Here is a 21,183-nt window from a genome sequence, read left to right as displayed (position 1 = left end):
TATATGCTTGTTTTATAGGTGATTATGTAACTTGTTGATTGCTAGTGATTGTTAATAACTTGTACTTTTTGTGAATAAATACATTTGTACTTCGTTTTTTATAGACCGAAAAAACATCATCTTTGTAAATAAGAGGTAAGGGCTTACTTCGATATTTTAATCTTTTACACTCAAAATAGTATGGCTTTTCAAGAACCGATTTTAACTGAAAATAAGAATAGATTTGTAATATTTCCAATCAAACACCATGACATATGGGATTGGTATAAGAAGATGGAAGCTAGTTTTTGGACAGCTGAGGAGATTGATTTGCATCAAGATTTATCTGATTGGAATAATAAATTAAATGAAGACGAGCGTTATTTTATTAAACATATCCTTGCTTTCTTCGCAGCATCTGATGGTATTGTGAATGAAAACTTAGCAGAGAACTTTGTGAATGAGGTACAGTATGCTGAAGCTAAGTTTTTCTATGGATTCCAAATTATGATGGAGAATATTCACAGTGAGACGTATTCTTTATTGATTGATACCTATGTGAAAAATGAAGAGGAGAAAGATAGGTTGTTTAGAGCATTAGATGTATTCCCTGCTATCATGAAGAAAGCAGAGTGGGCATTAAAATGGATAGAGTCAGACTCGTTTGCAGAGCGTTTGATCGCTTTTGCTGCTGTAGAGGGAATCTTCTTCTCAGGAGCATTCTGTTCTATCTTCTGGTTAAAGAAACGCGGTTTAATGCCTGGCCTTACATTCTCAAATGAGTTAATCTCAAGAGATGAGGGAGTGCACTGTGATTTTGCAGTTCATTTACACAATCACCACTTAGTAAATAAAGTTCCTAAAGCTCGTATTAGAGAAATATTAGTAGATGCCTTAGATATCGAAAGAGAGTTTATTACAGAGTCTTTACCTGTAAGTTTAATTGGTATGAATGCTACGCTGATGACTCAGTATCTAGAGTTCGTGACTGATAGATTATTAGTAGAATTAGGATGTGAGAAAGAGTATAATGTTGGTAATCCATTTGACTTTATGGATATGATCTCTTTACAAGGTAAGACTAACTTCTTTGAAAAACGCGTGTCTGAGTATCAAAAGGCAGGAGTGATTTCAAAAGAAGAAGGGGGTAATAAGATTAGTTTTGACGCTGATTTTTAATTATTAACAAAAAACGAAAAAGAAAAGATGTACGTAGTAAAAAGAGACGGAAGAAGAGAGCCTGTTAGTTTTGATAAGATTACAGATCGCGTTAGAATACTTTGTTATGAATTAAATGATATAGTGGATCCTGTGAAGGTAGCTATGCGTGTTATAGAAGGGTTATACGATGGAGTGTCTACTTCTGAGTTAGATAACTTGGCAGCAGAAACAGCTGCTTCTATGACTGTCAGCCATCCTGACTACGCTTTATTGGCTGCTAGGATAGCAGTGTCAAATCTACATAAAAATACAAAGAAGGTATTCTCTGAGGTAGTAGATGATCTATATAGATATGTAAATCCTCGTACTAATCAAGAAGCGCCACTTATCGCTGATGATGTTTATGCTGTGATTAAAAAACATGCAGAAAGACTTGATTCGACGATTATCTACCAACGTGATTTTAACTATGACTACTTTGGGTTCAAAACATTGGAGCGCTCTTATTTATTGCGTTTAAATGGAAAGATTGTTGAGCGTCCACAACATATGCTTATGCGTGTGGCAGTTGGTATTCACTTAGAGGATATTGATTCAGTTATCGAAACGTATGAATTAATGTCTAAGAAGTTCTTTACACATGCTACGCCAACGTTATTTAATTCAGGTACTCCAAAACCTCAGATGTCTTCTTGTTTCTTATTAACGATGCAAGATGATAGTATAGATGGAATATATGATACTTTAAAACAGACTGCTAAGATATCTCAGTCTGCTGGAGGTATAGGTCTTTCTATACATAATGTACGTGCTACAGGTTCTTATATTAGAGGGACGAATGGTACATCAAATGGAATCGTACCGATGTTACGTGTTTATAATGATACGGCAAGATATGTAGATCAAGGTGGAGGTAAGCGTAAAGGTAGCTTTGCTATCTATTTAGAACCATGGCATGCAGATATATTTGACTTTATTGATTTGAGAAAGAATCACGGTAAAGAAGAAATGCGTGCACGTGATTTGTTCTTAGCTCTTTGGATCAATGATCTGTTTATGAAACGCGTAGAGACAGATGATAAATGGACACTTATGTGCCCTAATGAATGTCCTGGTCTATGTGATGTCTATGGAGATGACTTCGAACAATTATATTTAAAGTACGAAAACGAAGGTAAAGGTCGTCGTACAATTAAAGCAAGAGAATTATGGGAAGCAGTACTTGAAGCTCAGATAGAGACAGGTACACCATATATGTTATATAAAGATGCGGCTAATGCTAAGTCTAACCAAAAGAACCTAGGAGTAATCAGATCTTCTAACTTGTGTACTGAGATTATGGAGTATACTTCTCCAGACGAAGTAGCAGTATGTAATTTAGCGTCTATTTCATTACCTATGTTTGTAGAGAATGGTAAGTTTAACCATGAGTTCTTATTTGATGTAACGAAGCGTATAACACGTAATTTAAACCGTGTTATAGATAGAAACTACTATCCTGTACAAGAGGCTTATAATTCTAATATGCGCCATAGACCTGTAGGATTAGGTGTGCAGGGATTAGCAGATGCATTTATCTTATTGAGAATGCCGTTTACGAGTCCTGAAGCTAAGAAACTGAATCAAGAAATATTTGAAACAATATACTTCGCTGCTTTGACTGCTTCTAATGAGATGGCTAAAGAGGAAGGTGCTTATTCTACATTTGAAGGGTCTCCTATTTCTAAAGGAGAGTTTCAATACAATATGTGGGGAGTAAAAGACGAAGAGTTAAGTGGAAGATGGGACTGGGCTTCATTGAGAAAAGAAGTAATGGCTAGTGGAGTGAGAAACTCTCTATTATTAGCACCAATGCCAACAGCGTCTACTTCACAAATATTAGGTAATAATGAAGCTTTTGAGCCATATACTTCTAATATTTATACTAGACGTGTATTATCAGGAGAGTTTATCATTGTGAATAAGCACTTGTTAAAAGACTTAGTAGACTTAGGTCTTTGGAATGAGGATTTAAAGCAAGAGATAATGCGTGCTAATGGATCTATTCAACATATTGATTTTATACCTGCTGATATTAAAGAGTTGTATAAAACTGTATGGGAGCTTAGTATGAAAGATATTATAGATATGTCACGTGAGCGTGGATATTTTATCGATCAGTCTCAATCGTTAAACTTGTTTATGGAAGGAGCTACATTTGCTAAGTTAACTTCTATGCACTTCTACGCGTGGAAATCTGGATTAAAGACAGGTATGTATTATTTGCGTACTAAGTCTGCTGTAGATGCTATTAAATTTACATTGAATAATGAGAAGAAAGATAAAACTAACAGCATTCAAGAAGTAGAGCAGGTATCTGTAAGTGAATACCAAGCGATGCTTCAACGTGCAAAAGAAGCTTCAAATAATGATGAAGATTGTGAAATGTGTGGTTCTTAATTAAGTATATTACACTATAGTATATGAAGGTAGTCTGTTTAGGCTACCTTTTTTTGTGCCTCATTTTTTTTGTAAGTTGAAAAGTTGACAATTAGTGTTGTATCTTTGCACTTTAATTAATGTAGTATTATGGCTAAGGAAACGAAAGAAGGAATATATAAAGGTATAATAGAGAAAGATGCCCAAGGGAATTATTTCTGTGGACCTTACTTGTTAGATTATCAATATACAGAGGCAAACTTTAAGCTAGGTGATCTAATTAGTTTAAAAACGTCTATTGCTAATCCAAGTGGAAAAAGTAAAGATGCTTACCCTAAGAAATCAATGAAATTTTTCTTAGCAGGTGATGAAAAGACTGATAACTAATAGTTGGAAGTAATCTTATAAAGAAATGAAGAAGAGTGTGATTATTAATCACGCTCTTTTTTGTTTCTAGGTGTACTGTGTTGAAACTATTTAAAATTCGTCTATAAATCTTTATATTTACTGTTAAATAAAAAGTTATGAAGAAAGTATTGTCCATTATTGGGGCATTATTAGTTATTGGAGTAGGTGTGTTTTTATCTGTTAAGTATTGGAACGATGAGAATACTGAATATCCCTATAATATAAAGATAGTGGAAGATAATAATCGTATTCGATCTTTTGTAGAAGAGACTGAAGAAGGATTAGATATTTATTACTTGATTAAGCAAGAAAATGGAGAAGATTTAAGAGTGGATAATGTCTATTATTACGATGTAGCAGCACCTGATTATCCTAGCGAAAACTTTATCCGCTTTAGTGATCAGAAGAGTGAGTTAGTGGGATTATATAATGATAGAGGAGTAGCTGTAATCCCTCCAATTTACTCAGATCTTACTCGTGTTTATAATGGCATGCTTTATGCTTTAAAAGATGGTGTAAAGGATAATATTGGGTCTAATGGAGATAGACATGACGTGTTACTAGGAGGAACTACTTTATTGCTAAACACTAATGGAGAGGTCTTGATAGAGGATATGATAATTCCTAATAACACTTTAGATATGTTTAGTCTGAAGATTACCGAAGAACCTATTTTAGATAGTTATTACGTAAGTTTTAAAGGGGTAAATAGCAAGTATTACAATTTCGTTGATTTAGCTAAGTATTTTGAACTATTTGTGAAAGAGGAGTTTCTGCCTAGTACAGTAGATCATAAATGGGAGAGTTTCTTGTCTGATAATATCGAAGTGAATATCGAGGTTAAGAATGAGAATGTAGGAGATTACATAGTCTATGATAAACAAGAGATGTTAACTATTCAGAAAGATCTAGTCACTAAAGCTTTTGCACTTGCTAATAGTAGTGATTCTACACGTTATAAGTTAGTGTATGATGTGTATGATTGGATTGTTACTGTTGATACCGAACTTATGGAGGATAAGTATAAAAAAATTTATCTAAATAAAGAGGGAGTATGGAAAGGTAAGGAATTTCCTGTTTTTCAATTAAACATAAAAGAAGTAAAAGGTACTCAGACTCGTTCTAATCATTATGATTTTTATAGAAATAAAAATGGAGGAATGACTTTATATCAAATCACTATCCGTGCTAATTATTATTGATTGTGTTAGATAACTGTAATTATACTGTTTTTTCTACATTCTGGAGGAGTAATCTGACGATTAATAGCGGTATATTTGTTAGCTAACAACACACTTATAATTGAATATGAGTTCTTTATTTTATATTGATCGCACAAAGATAGCCTTAGATGATGTCATGTTTAATGACAATGTCAAAGCTGAGATTAACCAGTTCTTAAAGGAATATAAGTATCGAGAGATACTAATGAAATATAATCTGCCAGTAAGTAATAAGATACTACTGTATGGAAAGACTGGTTGTGGAAAAACAATGACTGCAAAAGCTATTGCGAAGTATTTGGATAAGAAGCTAATCATTGTGAACCTAGCAACTATTGTTTCCTCTAAATTAGGTGAGACTGCTAAGAATATCGAGAGTCTGTTTAAAGAAATTCAATACGAGAGTTCTGTACTTTTCTTTGATGAGTTTGATTCTTTAGGACAAATACGCGATTACGACAATAAGGACAACAGTGAGATGAAGCGCGTAGTTAATGCTATATTACAGTTGATAGATAACTTACCTCAGAAGTCTATTTTAATGGCAGCAACTAACCAAATACACATGATAGACGAAGCGTTAGTGAGACGTTTTGAACTACAACTAGAGTATACTTCTCCTAATAATGAAGCATTAGATTTTTATTATGATAAGTTACTAAAAGAGTATCCTGCAGAGTACTGTGAGATCACTAGACTATATGATGTGTCTTATGCTGAGGCTAAGAATCACGTATTTAAAACTGTAAAAGATAATATTATAAATAGCCAATTACTATTTGAGGCTAATGAACAATAATTAGTTGAACAATTGCTTATGATGAAATGGGAAAAGTTGCTATCGCTAAAGAAGCATGGTGACACTTTTGTTAGAAATAGATTAGACGAGAGTCAGACACGTATAGGATTTGAAGTAGATTATGATAGAATTATATTCTCTTCTCCTTTTCGTAGTTTACAGGATAAGACGCAAGTAATACCTCTTTCTAAGACGAACTTTGTTCACACGCGATTGACACACAGTTTAGAAGTTTCGGTTGTAGGACGTTCATTAGGACGTATAGTAGGGGCGAGCTTATTAAATAAGTATCACTATTTAGCAGAGGAGTTTGGCTATACAGTGAATGACTTTGGGGCTATCGTAGCTGCTGCGTCATTAGCTCATGATATAGGTAATCCTCCTTTTGGACATTCAGGTGAGCGTGCTATCGGTGATTTCTTTAAACGTGGTATTGGGGCTATGTATAAAGATCAGCTGACTGATAAAGAATGGGAAGACTTAATTAACTTTGAGGGTAATGCTAATGGCTTTGCTGTATTGACTAAAAGTCGTCCTGGTATGGCTGGAGGGCAACGCATCTCTTATGCTACTCTAGGAGCCTTTATGAAGTACCCTAAAGAGAGTTTACCTAAGAAAATGACTAGAGATATATCTGATAAGAAATATGGTTTCTTTCAGGGGGATAAAGAAGCATTTATTGATGTAGCTAGTGAATTAGGTCTTATCATGAAGACAGATAGAACAGAAGCTGCATTCTTTAGGCATCCTTTAGCTTTCTTAGTAGAAGCGGCAGATGATATCTGTTATACGATTACAGACTTTGAAGATGGGATTAATCTAGGTTGGATAGCAGAAGAACACGCTTTAGAGTTTTTAATCAAGATCGTTCAGAATAGTATTAATCCACAGACTTACGCACAACTTACTTCTAAAGAAGATAGAGTGAGTTACCTTAGAGCATTAGCTATTGGTAGTTTAATACAAGATGTATCTAGAGTGTTCTTAGAGAACGAAGAGAAAATACTAGCAGGTGAGTTTGCATTCGCCCTAACAGAGAAGTGTAGCTATGTGGCTCAGATGAAAGATATCTTGTCTGTAAGTATTAATAAAGTATATCAAGGTAGAGAAGTTATAGAGAAAGAGATAGTAGGATATAAGGTTATTAATGCACTATTAGAGGCTTTCACTACTGCTGTTAATAATGTATATCATGGCGATGAAAGTCAATATGACTTGTTGATTATGTCATTATTACCTGATAAGTATCTAGTAGAGAGTGATAGTGTTTATGTGCGTTTAATGACCATATGCCACTTCATCTCAATGCTTACAGATGGTAAGGCATTGGAGCTATATAATATGATTAAAGGGAACGACAAGTAGCCTGTCTTTATAAAAATAAAAAGAGGTTATAGTATTATACTATAACCTCTTTTTTAGCTTAAAATATCTGTGAAATTAAATTACTCTCTTGTAGTCTGCATCCATAAGTGTGCATATTTCATCATTCCTGTTGCTGGAACAAAAACCTTGTTAGATTCAGGAGCTTTAATAGCGATAGCTTCTTCTTTAGTTTTACCAATTACATCACCTTTTGAACCTGATATTGAATTAGATCCATCTTTTGTTGCTATTGCAAAAGTTGCTTTAGAACCATCATTAGCAATGTCTTTTACATATACAGTTAAGAATTGCCCTGCTCTACCAGAGTAATAGCCTTCAGCTTTTAATATTTCATATATGATTTGACCATCTGCTTCTTTAGTATATACTTTTTTAAGAGTTAGTTTTGCACCTTCTGTCATTGGTTCTCCCGCTTCTCCAAACTGACCAAGTAGTAAGAAAGCATCACTACCTTGACCTATTTTGAACTTGTAATATCCTAATCCATTATTTATTGATTCAGTAGAATATGTTCCTTCTAATACTCCGAATATAGCTTCTGTACCCTTTTGATATCTGTTATATGAAGCTTCTTTTTCTCCTTTATTATCTTTTAATGGAGTACTTAATGCAAATTCTGCTTCAGCCCTTGCTTTTTCTTCTGCTAAGTAAGTTGTACGAGCTATTTCAACAAGTTTTCCATTGATATTTTTAAGTTGCATAACATAGAATCTACCTTTTACTGATTCATCTTTACCTTCAAGAAGTATCTTATTAGTATTCTTATTATGAGCTAGTACAGTCATGTCATAAGCTGAGAATCCACTATTAAAGTTTACTACTACATCAGAGAAAGTATAAGTGTATTTATGCCCTTGATCTTCAAATACGTATAGACCATTTATAGGTAGTTTGATAGGTTCTACTATTGCCCCTTTTTTCAGAGGTAACCAACCAAATTGGCCTTTATCGTGCTCAACTATAATGTCTTTAGCTGGGTAAGCAGCTTTGATTGCTTCTATTTCTGTCTTAGCTGTTAAGTCCATATTGAACATGAACTCACTCTTGTCGTTATTTATTTCTCTAAAGAAGAAAGCTTTATATTCACTTGTTTCTTTGTTTTTTGCTACAGTTTTGAATACACCTGTTTCGTTTTTGTATGTAGTAATTACATTATATACATCATCATCTTGCCCACTTCCTGCCATACCTGACATTTTCATAGTGATTGTAGTTTTTTCAAAATGAAAAGGAATTGGGTTACCAGCGTGATTAAAAGAATATTCTCCGATGATAGGAGACTCTTTACTTACTTCTACTTGATCTTTGATTTCAGGTCTGATAGGCGTATTATCATCACTAGAACAACTCGTCATTAAGAATGCTGTAATAGCAAAAAGAGAAAGTATTTTTTTCATGTTATAAATAGTTATATCGTTTAATTATTTAGAACAAATGTAAATAAAATATCTAATTGAGCAATATTTATTTATAACATATCTAAATAATAATCATAACTACTTGTTTTGTAGTTATTTGATTTTGTGTTTTAGTTGATGTTGTTTTTAATTTATTCTAAATTAAGCCTTGTTCTAAATAGAATGGTAGGTTATATTTTTAGAATGTAATCCATATTTGGAGTTAGTAAACTAAATACGTTTGTGAAGAGTAAAGGATTGTTTCCTGTAGGGAAATGATATATATAAACAAAAAAAGACGCTATATATAATATAGCGTCTTCTCTTATATTGTTTATTTATTTGTATTACTACAAACAAATATGATGATTCTTAAGCTTCGAAAGGAACAATAGAAACAAAAGATTTGTTATCTCTTTTCTTTTGGAATTTAACAACACCAGCAACTTTTGCATGTAAAGTATGATCTTTTCCCATGTAAACGTTTTCACCAGCATTATGCTTAGAACCTCTTTGTCTAACGATGATATTTCCAGCGATAGCTGCTTGACCACCATAAATCTTAACACCTAGGCGTTTCGATTCTGATTCTCTACCATTCTTAGAACTACCTACACCTTTTTTATGTGCCATGACGTCTTAAATTTAGTCTGTTAATTACTCAGCTGCTTCCGCTGCCTCTTTTTTAGTTGCTTTTTTCTTAGCTCCTCCTACATTGATACCTTCGATAACAATTTGAGTTAAAGCTTGTCTGTGTCCGTTTTTCTTTTTGTAACCTTTTCTTCTTTTCTTTTTGAAAACGATTACTTTGTCACCTTGTAGGTGTTGTAAAATTTTAGCTTCCACAGAAGCACCTTCTATAGCTGGGGCGCCAAGAGTGATGTTGTTGTTGTCATCAATTAAAAGAACTTTGTCAAAAGTAACAGTTGTTCCTTCTTCAGATGCCAAACGGTGTACATACACTTTTTGATCTTTGCTAACTTTGAATTGTTGCCCTGCCATCTCTACGATTGCGTACATAACAAAAAAATTAAAATGTTTATTAAGGGTGCAAATATACATTTATTTTCTCATTTACAAAAGTTTTATCGAAAGTCATTTGATTATTTTTTATAGTTAGTAAGGTGTAAATGAGTGTGTTCTATTAATGATAACTATTGTTTTTATTTGATAGTTGGATTTATAACAGTTAAACTAAGGCGAGTAGTGAGCATATATTTCATACTCATAACAGTTGTGGAGGTGGTTTTTATGGATAGTTTATAAATAGTTCAAAATAAGTGTAACAATTATAGGTAAAGTACTACTTATTAGGTTATAACCTAATTTCAAAATATTGTAGAATGAAAAAATCTTTATTGGTTCTAGGCTCATTATTCTTTGGAGTGTCTGCCTTAGCTCAAAAAGTGGAATTCGATCAGTACACTTTAGATAATGGATTACACGTTATCTTACACCAAGACAAATCTGCTCCTGTAGTTGTGACATCTGTGATGTATCACGTTGGAGCGAAAGATGAGAATCCTGAACGTACGGGATTTGCTCACTTTTTTGAACACCTATTATTTGAAGGAACTAAGAATATCGACCGCGGAGAGTGGTTTAAGATAGTTACTTCTAATGGAGGTAAGAATAATGCTAATACTTCGGATGACCGTACTTATTATTATGAAGTGTTTCCTTCTAATAATCTAGAGTTAGGGTTGTGGATGGAGTCTGAGCGATTAATGCATCCTATTATTAACCAAATAGGGGTGAGTACTCAGAATGAAGTAGTAAAAGAGGAGAAAAGACTACGTGTGGATAACCAACCTTATGGACAGCTAGTAACGGAGGTAAAGAAAAATCTGTTTACAAAACACCCTTACCGTTGGGCTCCTATTGGGTCGATGGATCACTTAGATGCAGCTACTTTAGAGGAGTTCTTAGCGTTTAATAAGAAGTTTTATATTCCTAATAATGCAGTATTAGTAGTCGCTGGTGATTTTGAGAAAGAGCAAGCGAAGAAGTGGATTAAACAATATTTTGGACCTATAGCTAAAGGTACTCCTGTAGTAAAAAGTAAGTTTGAAGAGGCTCCTATCACAACAGAGTTAAAAGCGGAGTTCCAAGATCCTAATATCCAACTTCCGATGGTAGTAGAGGCATATCGTACGCCATCTATGAAGTCTCGTGAAGCTCGTGTATTAGAGATGATTTCTTCTATTTTATCTAGTGGAAAGAGTTCTAGATTATATAAGAAAGTAGTAGATCAAAAGAAAATGGCGTTAGAGATGGCATCATTTAGCTTTAGTCAAGAAGACTACGGAATGTATTTTATCTATGGTATTCCTATGCAAGGTACTAGTTCTGATGCGTTAGTAAAAGAAATAGATGAGGAAATCTTAAAATTACAAACTGAATTAATTTCAGAAAGAGACTTCCAAAAGCTTCAAAATATTTTTGAGAAACAATATGTTGACTCAAATTCGAATGTAGAAGGTTTGGCTGAGAATTTAGCTTCTTATTATTTGTTATATGGAGATGTAAACTTGATCAATAGTAACATTGATATCTACAGAAGTATTACAAGAGAAGAGATACGCGATGTAGCGAAAAAGTACCTTAATAAGAACCAAAGACTAGTACTTGACTACGTTCCTGTAAAGAAAGCTAACAATTAATTATAACTGTAGACAAAATGAAGAAAATATATATTTATGCTGCAAGTGTAGTGTTTGCTTTAGCAGCGTTAGAAATGCAAGCTCAAGATAGAAAACAACCAACACCTGGCCCTGCTCCAACAGTGCAGGTAGGTAAACCTACTTCTTTTACACTAAGTAATGGTATGAAGGTTTTGGTAGTACAGAATACTAAACTTCCTCGTGTATCTTATACATTGACTATCGATAATCCACTAGTATATGATGGAGATAAGGCAGGTGTGTCATCTATCTTGTCTGAGATGTTAGGTAACGAAACAAAGAAGATGAATAAAGAGAAGTTTCAAGAAGAGATTGACTTCTTAGGGGCTCGTATTAATTTCCATTCAGGAGGTGCTTCTGCTAATGGATTATCTAAGCATAACGAGACTATTCTAAATCTTCTATCAGATGGTGCATTAAATTCAGTACTAACACAAGAGGAGTTTGATAAAGCTAAAGCGAAGGCTATTGAAGGAGTGAAATCTGGAGAGAATAGCGTTACCAATATCGCTCGTAGAGTAGAGAGTGCAGTGTTATATGGTAAGAAAACTCCTGTAGGAGAGTTTGAGACTGTTCAGTCATTGACTAATGTTACTTTTGCTGATGTACAGGAGTACTATAAGAAGTATTATTCACCTGAGAAGGCGTACTTAGTAGTAGTAGGTGATATCGATTACAAAAAGACGGAAAAGGCTGTACGCGGTTTGTTTGATGGATGGAAAAAAACGAATACACAGTTTAAAGATGTTGCTTATAAGGAGAACGTGCAGAAGACTGAGATCAACTTCGTAGATATGTCTAATGCCGTACAGTCTGAAATTGCTTTACTAAATGAAGTGGAGCTAAAGATGACAGATAAAGATTACTTTGCAGCTATTTTAGCAAACCAAATCTTAGGAGGTGGTGGTGAAGGACGTCTGTTCTTAAACTTGCGTGAGGCACATGGATGGACATATGGAGCATACTCTTCTATTAGTACCTCTCGTAAGTATCCTGGTAAGTTTAGAGCAGGTGCATCAGTACGTAATGTTGTTACTGATAGTTCAGTTACAGAATTTATTAAGGAGATCGATCTTATCCGTACAACTCCTGTGAAGGAAGACGAACTAAAGTTAGCGAAAGCGAAGTATGTAGGTAATTTCGTGATGGAGATTCAGAAACCTACTACTGTAGCAGGATATGCATTGAATAAAGAGTTGTATGGATTACCTGCTGATTTTTATGAAAACTATATTAAGAATATTAATGCAGTGACTGTAGCAGATGTACAACGTGCAGCTCAGAAGTATTTCCTTAAAGATAATATGCGTATTGTAATCGTGGGTAAGGGTGCTGATGTATTACCTGGATTAGAACGTCTAGGATATGATATTAAGTATTACTCTAAAGAAGCGGATGAAGTAGCAAAACCTACATCTGGTCAGGATCTTGCTGCTAAAAAAGGGCTTACTGTGTCTTCTGTTGTAGATAAGTATATTAATGCTATTGGTGGAGAGAAGAAGTTAGCAGAAGTGAAATCTATGGTGATTAGCAGTGTAGCAGAAGTGCAGGGAATGCAATTAGAGTCTATCACTAAGGTACAAGAAGGATATTTGCTATCAGAACAAAAAATGATGGGGAATACAATGTCTAAGCAAGTGGTAACTCCTAAAGAAGCATTCGTAATGGCTCAAGGGCAAAAGATAGAGATGAAGGGTGAGGAGTTAAAAGCATTACAAGCTGAGGCTACTCCATTCTCAGAATTAAAACTTAAGCAAAATAAAGAAGCTGTAGTAGTAGGAATAGAAACTGTGAATGTCAAGCAAGCTGTAGGTATTAAAGTAGGTAAGACAGTGTCTTATTACGACGTAGAGTCTGGACTTAAAGTATCTAGTGTTACTTCTCAAGAGCAAGGCGGACAAGTAATGAGTATCACTACTACTTATGAAGATTATAAAGAAGTGAAGGGGATTAAGATTCCTTATAAGCAAGTGATGAATGTAGGGGTAGAAATAATAAATATAGTGAAAGATGTAAAAATCAACGAAGGAGTATCTGAAGCTGATTTTAAATAATTGATTATCTAAATAATAGAATTGAAAAAGCAACTGAACATTCAGTTGCTTTTTTTATTTTTGCAGTTGAAAGATTACTTATAAAAAATAAAGAGATGAATATACTTAGATCATTTGCTGTAGTAATGTTAGGGACAGTGCTATTCGCATCATGTAAAAATGAAACAACTACTAATGCAGAAGGAAAAGAGGCAACTGCTCAGGCTAGTACAAATGAAGTAGCAGGTACAGTAGAGAAAGCAACTTTTCAGATAGAGGGAATGACATGTGCTATCGGATGTGCTAAGTTAATTGAAGGGAAGTTAGCAGGGTTAGACGGAGTGAAGCATGCACAGGTAGACTTTGATACGAAGACTGCAGTAGTGGAGTTTGATGATGCTAAGCAGGATGTTTCTTCTTTAGTAAAGACAGTAGAGAAGATTGCTAATGGTATTTATCATGTAGATAAAACGAATATTGTTAGCGTAAAATAGGTAAATAACGAGAATTTTTTTCTTTTTTATATCTGATAATAACGGAGAAAAAAGTAGAAAAATAAGCAAATAATGTACGAGATAGATCTTCTATGGTTTATCTCGTTTTTTTGTGATATTCCATCCGAGTGAGTCCATAGTGAGTCCATAATGAGTCCATAGTGACTCCATTAAAACGGGCTTTTTAATGGAGTCATTATGGATGTACTATACTGTCACTATGGATTCAACAGAAACGTAGAGACGAAAAAATGGAATTAACTACTATAGCTAATTCCATTCAAATATAAAAAATCGAGATGTTCTTGATTAAGGTGTTACTACAGAGCTAGGTTGTTTTTCTGTCCATTGCAGTGTTTCTATTAGCTTGCGCATATCTTTCTTGACATATTCGCTCGCAGGTAGTATAGAATCATAGTTTGGTTTAGCATAGAAATATAGTGAGGCTACTACGAAGTTTTTAACGCTATCTGTAGCGTAAAACTGTACATTAGTTGCAGCATTTCCTTCTACGTTATAGAACATACCATAGACTCTGTCTTTAGCATTAATGAACGGCTGTTCGATGATTTCATCTGCTTTTACGAAATGCTCATAAGTTAGTTTTTGCGCATCTTTTAATAACAGATTGACATTGCCGTCTACTGGTTTATAGTTGATGAAGATTGTAGCCTTCATCTGTGGATAATGTATCTCTAAAGAGCTATTCTTTCCTTCCTTTATAGTAGCCCATTTATTCTGACTAAATTCAAATCCGTTAGCATTCTTATATGTTGTGTACTCTTGATTAGGATAATCTAGAGCCAAGAATGCATTAGGTTTAGGTGTAGTCTCCTCTTTACACGATGTGAATAGAGTTAATAATAAAATAGTGCTTATAATGGAAATTCTCATGTTTCTGATTGTCAATTAGTGTTCTAATCTAAATATGTAACCTACTTAAAACGGAAGATTATCATTATTAGTCTCTTTAGGAATATTAAAATTATCTATAGCATCCTTTTTTTCTTCTTCAAAGGTAGTTTTTGTTTTATAATCATTCTCCTTTTTAGTGTCTAAAAACATAAATTCGGTAACCATTATTTCTACAGTCTGTCTTGAGATACCGTCATCTCCTTGCCATTGACGAGAGCGGATTCTACCTTCTACATAAATACGATCTCCTTTAGATAGATATTTTTCACAGACTTCAGCAGCTTTATTCTTCACCACTAAGTTATGCCACTCCGTAGAAGTGTATTTTTCGCCTGAAGTTTTATTTAGATATACTTCATTTGTTGCGATAGGAAAACGCCCGATGCAGTTGCCATTCTCGAAGTAATGCATCTTTACGTTATCACCTAAGTGACCTATTAATGTGACTTTATTAAGGGTGCCGTTCATAGTGTTAGTCTATTAGTGTTTTTAAATCTACAGATGTAATAAAGTTATGAATTACTATCGGAAAACCAAATTTATTTAAGTCAACCCACTGAGTAGGTGTGCCTGGTAGTTGGTCTACCTTTACAACCCAAAACTTGATATGCAGTTTCTGATGTGATAATTGATGTATTATCGGTGACTCCGTTAGGTTGATTATCTCCTTTATATATAATAAAGAGTCATATTTCTCTGTAATAGCTTTAGCGATATCTTCAGTATTGTGGTCAAAGCTGTCAATAAGAGGAAATTGATAAAGTTGTTGCCATATATCTTTTTCTGTACGTTGTTCTATTATCGTATCCCTGTTAGCATCTAATAATATAAGGAAATCTAGATATCTCTTCTTTATTTTTATCTTACTTAGCTTGACAGGTAAAGTGGCTACTTGGTTAGTAGCGTAAGCTACGCACTCATTTATATAAGGGCACACACTACAGTCTGGGTTCTTAGGAGTACATTGTGTAGCTCCGAAGTCCATAATGGCTTGGTTAAAAGTAGCTGGTTCATTATGAGGTATTAACTTAGCGGCTAATGTTTGGAATTCTTTTTTAGTACTATTAGTTGATATATCAGAAGTGATACCATACACTCTAGCGAGTACCCTGAATACATTTCCGTCTACTACAGGGACTACTTCGTCATAAGCGATAGAAGCTATGGCTGCAGCAGTGTATTCTCCTACACCTTTTAAGGTAAGAAGTTCTTTATAGTTAGGTGGGAATATGCCATTTAGTTCATAAGCTACTTTTTTAGCTGTTGCATGTAAGTTACGCGCTCTGCTGTAGTAGCCTAGTCCTTGCCATAATCTCATTACATCATCTTCGGGTGCATTAGCTAAGTCCGTTACTGTTGGATAGGTGTTCAAAAAGGCTTCAAAATAAGGCAAACCTTGCGCTACTCGCGTTTGTTGAAGAATAATTTCTGACAGCCAAATAGCATAAGGGTTTTTAGTTTCTCTCCAAGGTAAAAAGCGTTTGTTGACTAAGTACCAAGTAATGAGTTTATTAGAAAAAGTCATTGTAAAAAGTATAGAACGCAAACTTAAAACTTTATATATTTAAATTTTAATCAATTAAGGTTGAATTATTGGGATATAAATTAATATATTTGCACACTCTAAAAATATCAGACAACAATAAAATATTTATATCTAAAATGACGAAAGCAGACATTGTAGCTAAAATTTCAGAAAAATTAGGGCTTGAAAAAGGAGAAGTACAGGCAACAGTAGAATCTTTTATGGATGAAGTAAAAGTATCTCTAGAAGCTGGTGAGAATGTGTATTTAAGAGGTTTCGGTAGTTTTATTATTAAAACTAGAGCTGAGAAAACAGGAAGAAACATTTCTAAAAACACGACTATCAGAATCCCTGCACACAACATTCCTGCGTTCAAACCAGCTAAGGTGTTTGTAGAAGGCGTAAAGTCAAACACAGAAGTAAAAGTAAAATAATTTATTAATCTCTAAATTACACACATTATGCCAAGTGGTAAAAAAAGAAAAAGACATAAGGTAGCGACGCACAAACGTAAGAAAAGAGCGAGAGCTAACCGTCACAAAAAGAAAAAGTAGTTTAAAACTACTTTTTTCTTTTAGTAGAGAAAGAATACTGAAAAGGCTTGCCTTGGTAGCAAGGCGAGTTTTTTTAGATAACAATATCTATATTGATGTTTAATCCATCTATACAAACTCTTTTGGTCAAAATGACATCGTAATGAATGAGTATGGATAAAAATGTACAGTGTGAATAAAGAGCTAATTATTAGGTCGAATTCTGATACAGTAGATTTTGCCTTATTAAAAGATGGAAAACTAATTGAACTACATCAGGAGAGAGAAGAAAGTGAAGATGATGGTTTTCAAGTAGGCGATATATTTATCGCTAAAATCAGAAAACCTGTAGCAGGACTTAATGCTGCATTCGTTCACGTAGGATTTGAGAAAGATGCATTCTTGCATTATCACGACTTAGGACCTAATCTTCGAACTTTGCTGAAGTTCACTAAACTTGTAAGCGGAGGTAAATTAAAAGATTACTCTCTAAAAAACTTTCCATTTGAAGAAGAGATTGATAAAGATGGTGTGGTTAGCGATGTATTAAGTGCTAATCAGTCTTTATTAGTTCAGATTGTTAAAGAACCTATTTCAACTAAAGGACCACGTATTAGTTCTGAGCTATCTATAGCTGGACGTTATGTAGTTCTAGTTCCTTTCTCTAATAGAATCTCTATCTCACAAAAAATAGAGTCAAAAGAAGAAAAAGAGCGTTTAAAGAAGCTTCTTCAAACAATCAAACCAAAGGGATTTGGAGTAATAGTACGTACTGTAGCAGAGGGTATGAAAGTAGCAGATATCGATAAGGATTTGCAAAACTTGATGACTCGCTGGAACAATATGTGTAAAAAGCTAACAGTAGCCCATCATCCTTCTAAAGTATTAGGAGAGGTAAATAAAGCATCATCTATTCTTAGAGATGTTTTTAATGATACCTTCACAGGTATTGTCACTGATGATGAAGACCTGTTTTTCCAAACGAAAGACTATTTGCAAGAAATAGCTCCTTCGAAAGTTTCGATTGTAAAACACTATCAATCACTAGAAGTTCCGATTTTCGAGAAATACAATATCGAACGTCAGATTAAGACTTCTTTTGGTCGTACTGTATCTATGAGCAAAGGTGCTTATCTAATCATAGAACATACAGAGGCGTTACACGTCATAGATGTTAACAGTGGAAACCGCTCAAACAAAGCTCAGTCTCAAGAAGACACTGCTCTTGAAGTTAACCTTATCGCTGCTGCTGAGATAGCTAGACAGCTAAGATTAAGAGATATGGGAGGTATTATCGTAGTAGATTTTATTGATATGGGTAACCCAGAGAATAGAAAGACACTATACGATTTTCTGAAAGAGGAAATGAGTGATGATAAAGCAAAACACAAAATCTTGCCTCCTAGTAAATTTGGTTTAATCCAAATCACTAGACAACGTGTTAGACCTGAAGTCAACATAGAAACGAGAGAAGAAGATCCGAATGAACATGGTGAAATCGAAGCTCCGATCCTTGTAATAGACAAAATAAAGGCTGACCTAGAAAATATTATTTCGAAAGATAAGTCGAAAAAGATTATTTTAAATACACACCCATTCGTGGCTGCTTATTTAACTAAAGGAATTCCATCGATTAGAGCTAAGTGGTACTTAGAGTTTAAGAAGTGGATCAAAATAGTTCCTCGTGACGCTTACACGTATCTAGAATACCATTTTTTAGATGATAAAGGAAATGAACTTACAGAATAAAGAAAAACCCGCTAATCTAGGATTAACGGGTTTTTTGTTTTTACTACTTTGACTTGGCTGTGCTTAGCTCAAGGATGATCTGTATCGTCTTACTATTACCATCTGCATCTACTATGGTTAAGTAGTGAGTGCCTGGCTCAGCTAATATGGATTGCTCATGATATAGAGACGTTTCTCCTAAGAATTGTTCGTCTAAGTACCAGTATAATCTGTTCTCTGGTGTAGTTGTAGTCGCTTTAGCGATAAAGGGCTGTACTTTAGAATAGAAGTCTTTCGTTAGATAGATAAGATCGTTATGCTTCGGATAGATAAACTCAGTAGCGCTCTGTGCATTTGTGTTTATACAGTCCGTCCTAAAGGGAGGTAAATCTTTATAGTTACTATAATGACGTTTATAATAATGTGCCATCGTAGGTGGTAGTATAAACCAAGGCTGATTAACAATATTATCTAGTGATTCACACATACTGTTTACTTGAAAAGACTTTGTTAGATCTAGGTGAACTAATTTGTGATGAGGACATAACTCCGTTTTCTTCTCTCTATGTGGTACCAAATCTGTTCGCTTAGGACAGTTAGGACCTGCTAAGTAACCTGATTGTGTACATATTTCTGTTTCTTCAAGGTCATTTAGAGGTTGACCAAACCAGTTACTACGTGGTAGTAAGTTAAAAACATCGAATAAAATAGGCCCGGCCATTCTTACGCCACTAATAGAAGGACGCCCTTCTCCTGTGGCATTTCCTACCCATATACCGACTACATATTTTTTATTTACTCCAACTGCCCAAGCATCTCTTCCTCCAAAACTAGTACCTGTCTTCCATGCTATTTTAAGTGAGGAGTCGTAATATCTCCACGCCTCATCTCCCTCAGGTCGGTTAACCTGTGTAAGGGCTTTAAATGTACTGTAAATAGCTCCTGCACCTAATGTGGTCTTCTCATTCGTATCTTTGCCGAAGTCTAATTGGATATCTTTATTCCAATTGAGATTCTGTATTTCATTACTTCTATATTTTCCTTTAGAAGTATTGTAATAGTTTAGTGTAGAAGCTAGACCTGTATAGGCTCTAGTAATTTCCCATAGATTACTCTCTGCGCCACCTAGGATAAGTGATAGTCCATAGTGATTAGGGTGTTTGTTAATTGATTTGAAACCAAGATTCTGAAGTTGGTTATAAAATCTGTACCCTCCATACTTCTGTAACATAAGCACAAAAGGGATATTTAAAGATCTAAACAATGCTTCATCTGCAGGCACAGCCCCTTCATACGAGGTATTAAAATTCTCTGGTTTATATCCAGAGATAACGACTGGTATGTCTGCTACTAAGGATTTAGGTAGTAATTCTGCATCATCTAGCATACTTCCATATAAGAAAGGTTTGATAATACTTGCAGTACTTCTCTGCGCATGGATAATATCTACATCTTTCTGATGATCTGCTGTAGTAGGGGTGTTTCCGACGTAACTGATAATATTACGTGTCTCCACATCTATGACTATTACGGCGATATTATAGATTTCGGATTGACTATAATTAAAGTAATACCCTTTGACGATGTCATTTACCCTTTGTTGTATATTATAATCTATCGTAGTATTGTTACGCTGTTGACGATTAGTTTTTGATATATACTGAAGTAGGTGAGGAGCCATCTGAGGTAACTCATGCGGCTTCTGCGGTAAAGGTTCTTCTAAAGCTAAGAGATAGGTACTCTCATCTATGACTTTCTTGTCTAGAAGTTTCTTTAGCAGCGCATTTCTTTTCTTAAGTAAAGTCTCTTGATTCTTACCCGGATAGATAAGACGAGGAGCATTAGGCAATACTGCTAATGTAGCAGACTCTGCCCATGACAGATGTTCTGGTGTCGTTCCAAAATAACGCCAAGCAGCTACATCTATCCCCACGACATTACCTCCGAAAGGAGCGTGTGAGGCATATAGTCTAAGTATTTTGTCCTTACTGTATTTAAACTCTAAACGAGTAGCTTGTATCGCTTCTATTAATTTTTCAGCATAGTTTCTCTTCTTACCATCACGAGCTAGGCGTATAGTCTGTTGAGTAAGCGTACTTCCTCCTCTAACTATCTTATCAGATTTTAAGTTTGCACTAAAGGCTTTGGCCATAGACACAGGGTTAAGTCCCCAGTGGTAGTAGAAATAGTCATCCTCAAAGGCGACTATACACTCCTTAAATTTATAGGGTACAGAATCAACTTCTGGAAACCTCCACTGACCATCTGTAGCTATCTGAGCACCTAATAGTTGATTATCACTACTCTCTATAACTGTTGAATACGGCTTAGTGAAAAGCTGTGAAGGCAATGAGAAATAGTATAGGATAAGTAATATCAATAGGATGACTACCTTAATTTTCTTTTTTAAGGACCAAGTCTTCCAGTTAAAGTTCGGTTTAATCTTCATATAAAATAAAAATACAGGGAATCAAGATTCCCTGTATTTACTTAATTATTT

General features: G+C 34.6%; 18 protein-coding genes. 11 read left to right on the top strand and 7 right to left on the bottom strand.

Going from position 1 to position 21,183, the window contains the following annotated elements; genetic code table 11:
- Positions 1-180 precede the first annotated feature (180 nt).
- The 6 genes from CF599_RS05180 to dgt all read left to right on the top strand — a co-directional run bounded on the left by CF599_RS05180 (position 181) and on the right by dgt (position 7,353).
- Positions 181-1,158: a ribonucleotide-diphosphate reductase subunit beta gene (locus CF599_RS05180; protein ID WP_121964976.1), complete on the top strand. Its 978-nt coding sequence runs from the start codon at positions 181-183 to the stop codon at positions 1,156-1,158.
- A gap of 27 nt (positions 1,159-1,185) precedes the next feature.
- On the top strand, positions 1,186-3,579 hold the full coding sequence (locus CF599_RS05175; protein WP_121964975.1) for a ribonucleoside-diphosphate reductase subunit alpha: 2,394 nt from the start codon (positions 1,186-1,188) through the stop codon (positions 3,577-3,579).
- 129 nt (positions 3,580-3,708) lie between these two features.
- Entirely contained in the window at positions 3,709-3,945 is a 237-nt protein-coding gene (locus tag CF599_RS05170) for a hypothetical protein (RefSeq protein WP_121964974.1), read from the top strand.
- Between the two features lie 137 nt (positions 3,946-4,082).
- Complete coding sequence (locus CF599_RS05165) at positions 4,083-5,168, top strand: hypothetical protein (protein ID WP_121964973.1); 1,086 nt, start codon at positions 4,083-4,085, stop codon at positions 5,166-5,168.
- A gap of 106 nt (positions 5,169-5,274) precedes the next feature.
- The gene (locus tag CF599_RS05160) at positions 5,275-5,988 is read left to right on the top strand and encodes an AAA family ATPase (RefSeq protein ID WP_121964972.1); all 714 of its coding nucleotides are present in this window, start codon (positions 5,275-5,277) and stop codon (positions 5,986-5,988) included.
- Between the two features lie 18 nt (positions 5,989-6,006).
- The gene (gene dgt / locus CF599_RS05155; RefSeq protein WP_121964971.1) at positions 6,007-7,353 is read left to right on the top strand and encodes a dGTP triphosphohydrolase; all 1,347 of its coding nucleotides are present in this window, start codon (positions 6,007-6,009) and stop codon (positions 7,351-7,353) included.
- Between the two features lie 80 nt (positions 7,354-7,433).
- Here dgt and CF599_RS05150 read toward each other — a convergent pair whose 3' ends face one another.
- The 3 genes from CF599_RS05150 to rplU all read right to left on the bottom strand — a co-directional run bounded on the left by CF599_RS05150 (position 7,434) and on the right by rplU (position 9,791).
- On the bottom strand, positions 7,434-8,771 hold the full coding sequence (locus CF599_RS05150; RefSeq protein WP_121964970.1) for a hypothetical protein: 1,338 nt from the start codon (positions 8,769-8,771) through the stop codon (positions 7,434-7,436).
- Positions 8,772-9,143: 372 nt separating this feature from the next.
- Positions 9,144-9,404: a 50S ribosomal protein L27 gene (rpmA, locus tag CF599_RS05145; protein ID WP_121964969.1), complete on the bottom strand. Its 261-nt coding sequence runs from the start codon at positions 9,402-9,404 to the stop codon at positions 9,144-9,146.
- Positions 9,405-9,428: 24 nt separating this feature from the next.
- Positions 9,429-9,791 (bottom strand): 50S ribosomal protein L21, encoded by a 363-nt coding sequence (rplU, locus tag CF599_RS05140; RefSeq protein WP_121964968.1) that lies wholly within the window; start codon positions 9,789-9,791, stop codon positions 9,429-9,431.
- 323 nt (positions 9,792-10,114) lie between these two features.
- Between rplU and CF599_RS05135 the strand changes: the two genes are divergently transcribed.
- The 3 genes from CF599_RS05135 (at position 10,115) to CF599_RS05125 (ending at position 13,982) form a co-directional block, all read left to right on the top strand.
- Positions 10,115-11,434 (top strand): pitrilysin family protein, encoded by a 1,320-nt coding sequence (locus CF599_RS05135; protein WP_121964967.1) that lies wholly within the window; start codon positions 10,115-10,117, stop codon positions 11,432-11,434.
- A gap of 17 nt (positions 11,435-11,451) precedes the next feature.
- The gene (locus CF599_RS05130; protein WP_121964966.1) at positions 11,452-13,509 is read left to right on the top strand and encodes a pitrilysin family protein; all 2,058 of its coding nucleotides are present in this window, start codon (positions 11,452-11,454) and stop codon (positions 13,507-13,509) included.
- A gap of 95 nt (positions 13,510-13,604) precedes the next feature.
- Positions 13,605-13,982, top strand: a complete 378-nt coding sequence (locus CF599_RS05125) for a heavy-metal-associated domain-containing protein (protein ID WP_121964965.1) — start codon at positions 13,605-13,607, stop codon at positions 13,980-13,982.
- Positions 13,983-14,291: 309 nt separating this feature from the next.
- Here the strand turns inward: CF599_RS05125 and gldD are convergent, their stop codons facing one another.
- From gldD to mutY, 3 genes are read right to left on the bottom strand one after another with little or no spacing between them, the layout of a single operon-like run.
- The gene (gldD, locus tag CF599_RS05120) at positions 14,292-14,876 is read right to left on the bottom strand and encodes a gliding motility lipoprotein GldD (protein ID WP_121964964.1); all 585 of its coding nucleotides are present in this window, start codon (positions 14,874-14,876) and stop codon (positions 14,292-14,294) included.
- A 45-nt stretch (positions 14,877-14,921) separates the two neighbouring features.
- Positions 14,922-15,365, bottom strand: coding sequence for a single-stranded DNA-binding protein (locus CF599_RS05115; protein WP_121964963.1), 444 nt, complete (start codon positions 15,363-15,365; stop codon positions 14,922-14,924).
- 4 nt (positions 15,366-15,369) lie between these two features.
- Positions 15,370-16,422, bottom strand: coding sequence for an A/G-specific adenine glycosylase (gene mutY, locus CF599_RS05110; protein ID WP_371514454.1), 1,053 nt, complete (start codon positions 16,420-16,422; stop codon positions 15,370-15,372).
- Between the two features lie 137 nt (positions 16,423-16,559).
- Here mutY and CF599_RS05105 point away from each other — a divergent pair, with 137 nt between their 5' ends.
- Together CF599_RS05105 and CF599_RS05100 are read left to right on the top strand one after the other, a co-directional pair.
- Positions 16,560-16,856, top strand: a complete 297-nt coding sequence (locus CF599_RS05105) for an HU family DNA-binding protein (RefSeq protein ID WP_038986039.1) — start codon at positions 16,560-16,562, stop codon at positions 16,854-16,856.
- Between the two features lie 291 nt (positions 16,857-17,147).
- Positions 17,148-18,704: a ribonuclease E/G gene (locus tag CF599_RS05100; RefSeq protein ID WP_121964991.1), complete on the top strand. Its 1,557-nt coding sequence runs from the start codon at positions 17,148-17,150 to the stop codon at positions 18,702-18,704.
- 43 nt (positions 18,705-18,747) lie between these two features.
- Here CF599_RS05100 and pbpC read toward each other — a convergent pair whose 3' ends face one another.
- The gene (gene pbpC, locus CF599_RS05095; RefSeq protein WP_121964961.1) at positions 18,748-21,132 is read right to left on the bottom strand and encodes a penicillin-binding protein 1C; all 2,385 of its coding nucleotides are present in this window, start codon (positions 21,130-21,132) and stop codon (positions 18,748-18,750) included.
- Between the last annotated feature and the right edge of the window lie 51 nt (positions 21,133-21,183).

The sequence above is a fragment of the Myroides sp. N17-2 genome, from assembly GCF_002286775.1.
Lineage (GTDB): Bacteria > Bacteroidota > Bacteroidia > Flavobacteriales > Flavobacteriaceae > Flavobacterium.
This window is presented reverse-complemented; position numbering and strand designations above follow the sequence as displayed.

Coding starts and splice junctions, on each gene's coding strand:
- CF599_RS05180 (WP_121964976.1), top strand. CDS start 181: ATGGCTTTTCAAGAACCGATTTTAACTGAAAATAAGAATAGATTTGTA.
- CF599_RS05175 (WP_121964975.1), top strand. CDS start 1,186: ATGTACGTAGTAAAAAGAGACGGAAGAAGAGAGCCTGTTAGTTTTGAT.
- CF599_RS05170 (WP_121964974.1), top strand. CDS start 3,709: ATGGCTAAGGAAACGAAAGAAGGAATATATAAAGGTATAATAGAGAAA.
- CF599_RS05165 (WP_121964973.1), top strand. CDS start 4,083: ATGAAGAAAGTATTGTCCATTATTGGGGCATTATTAGTTATTGGAGTA.
- CF599_RS05160 (WP_121964972.1), top strand. CDS start 5,275: ATGAGTTCTTTATTTTATATTGATCGCACAAAGATAGCCTTAGATGAT.
- dgt (WP_121964971.1), top strand. CDS start 6,007: ATGATGAAATGGGAAAAGTTGCTATCGCTAAAGAAGCATGGTGACACT.
- CF599_RS05150 (WP_121964970.1), bottom strand. CDS start 8,771: ATGAAAAAAATACTTTCTCTTTTTGCTATTACAGCATTCTTAATGACG.
- rpmA (WP_121964969.1), bottom strand. CDS start 9,404: ATGGCACATAAAAAAGGTGTAGGTAGTTCTAAGAATGGTAGAGAATCA.
- rplU (WP_121964968.1), bottom strand. CDS start 9,791: ATGTACGCAATCGTAGAGATGGCAGGGCAACAATTCAAAGTTAGCAAA.
- CF599_RS05135 (WP_121964967.1), top strand. CDS start 10,115: ATGAAAAAATCTTTATTGGTTCTAGGCTCATTATTCTTTGGAGTGTCT.
- CF599_RS05130 (WP_121964966.1), top strand. CDS start 11,452: ATGAAGAAAATATATATTTATGCTGCAAGTGTAGTGTTTGCTTTAGCA.
- CF599_RS05125 (WP_121964965.1), top strand. CDS start 13,605: ATGAATATACTTAGATCATTTGCTGTAGTAATGTTAGGGACAGTGCTA.
- gldD (WP_121964964.1), bottom strand. CDS start 14,876: ATGAGAATTTCCATTATAAGCACTATTTTATTATTAACTCTATTCACA.
- CF599_RS05115 (WP_121964963.1), bottom strand. CDS start 15,365: ATGAACGGCACCCTTAATAAAGTCACATTAATAGGTCACTTAGGTGAT.
- mutY (WP_371514454.1), bottom strand. CDS start 16,422: ATGACTTTTTCTAATAAACTCATTACTTGGTACTTAGTCAACAAACGC.
- CF599_RS05105 (WP_038986039.1), top strand. CDS start 16,560: ATGACGAAAGCAGACATTGTAGCTAAAATTTCAGAAAAATTAGGGCTT.
- pbpC (WP_121964961.1), bottom strand. CDS start 21,132: ATGAAGATTAAACCGAACTTTAACTGGAAGACTTGGTCCTTAAAAAAG.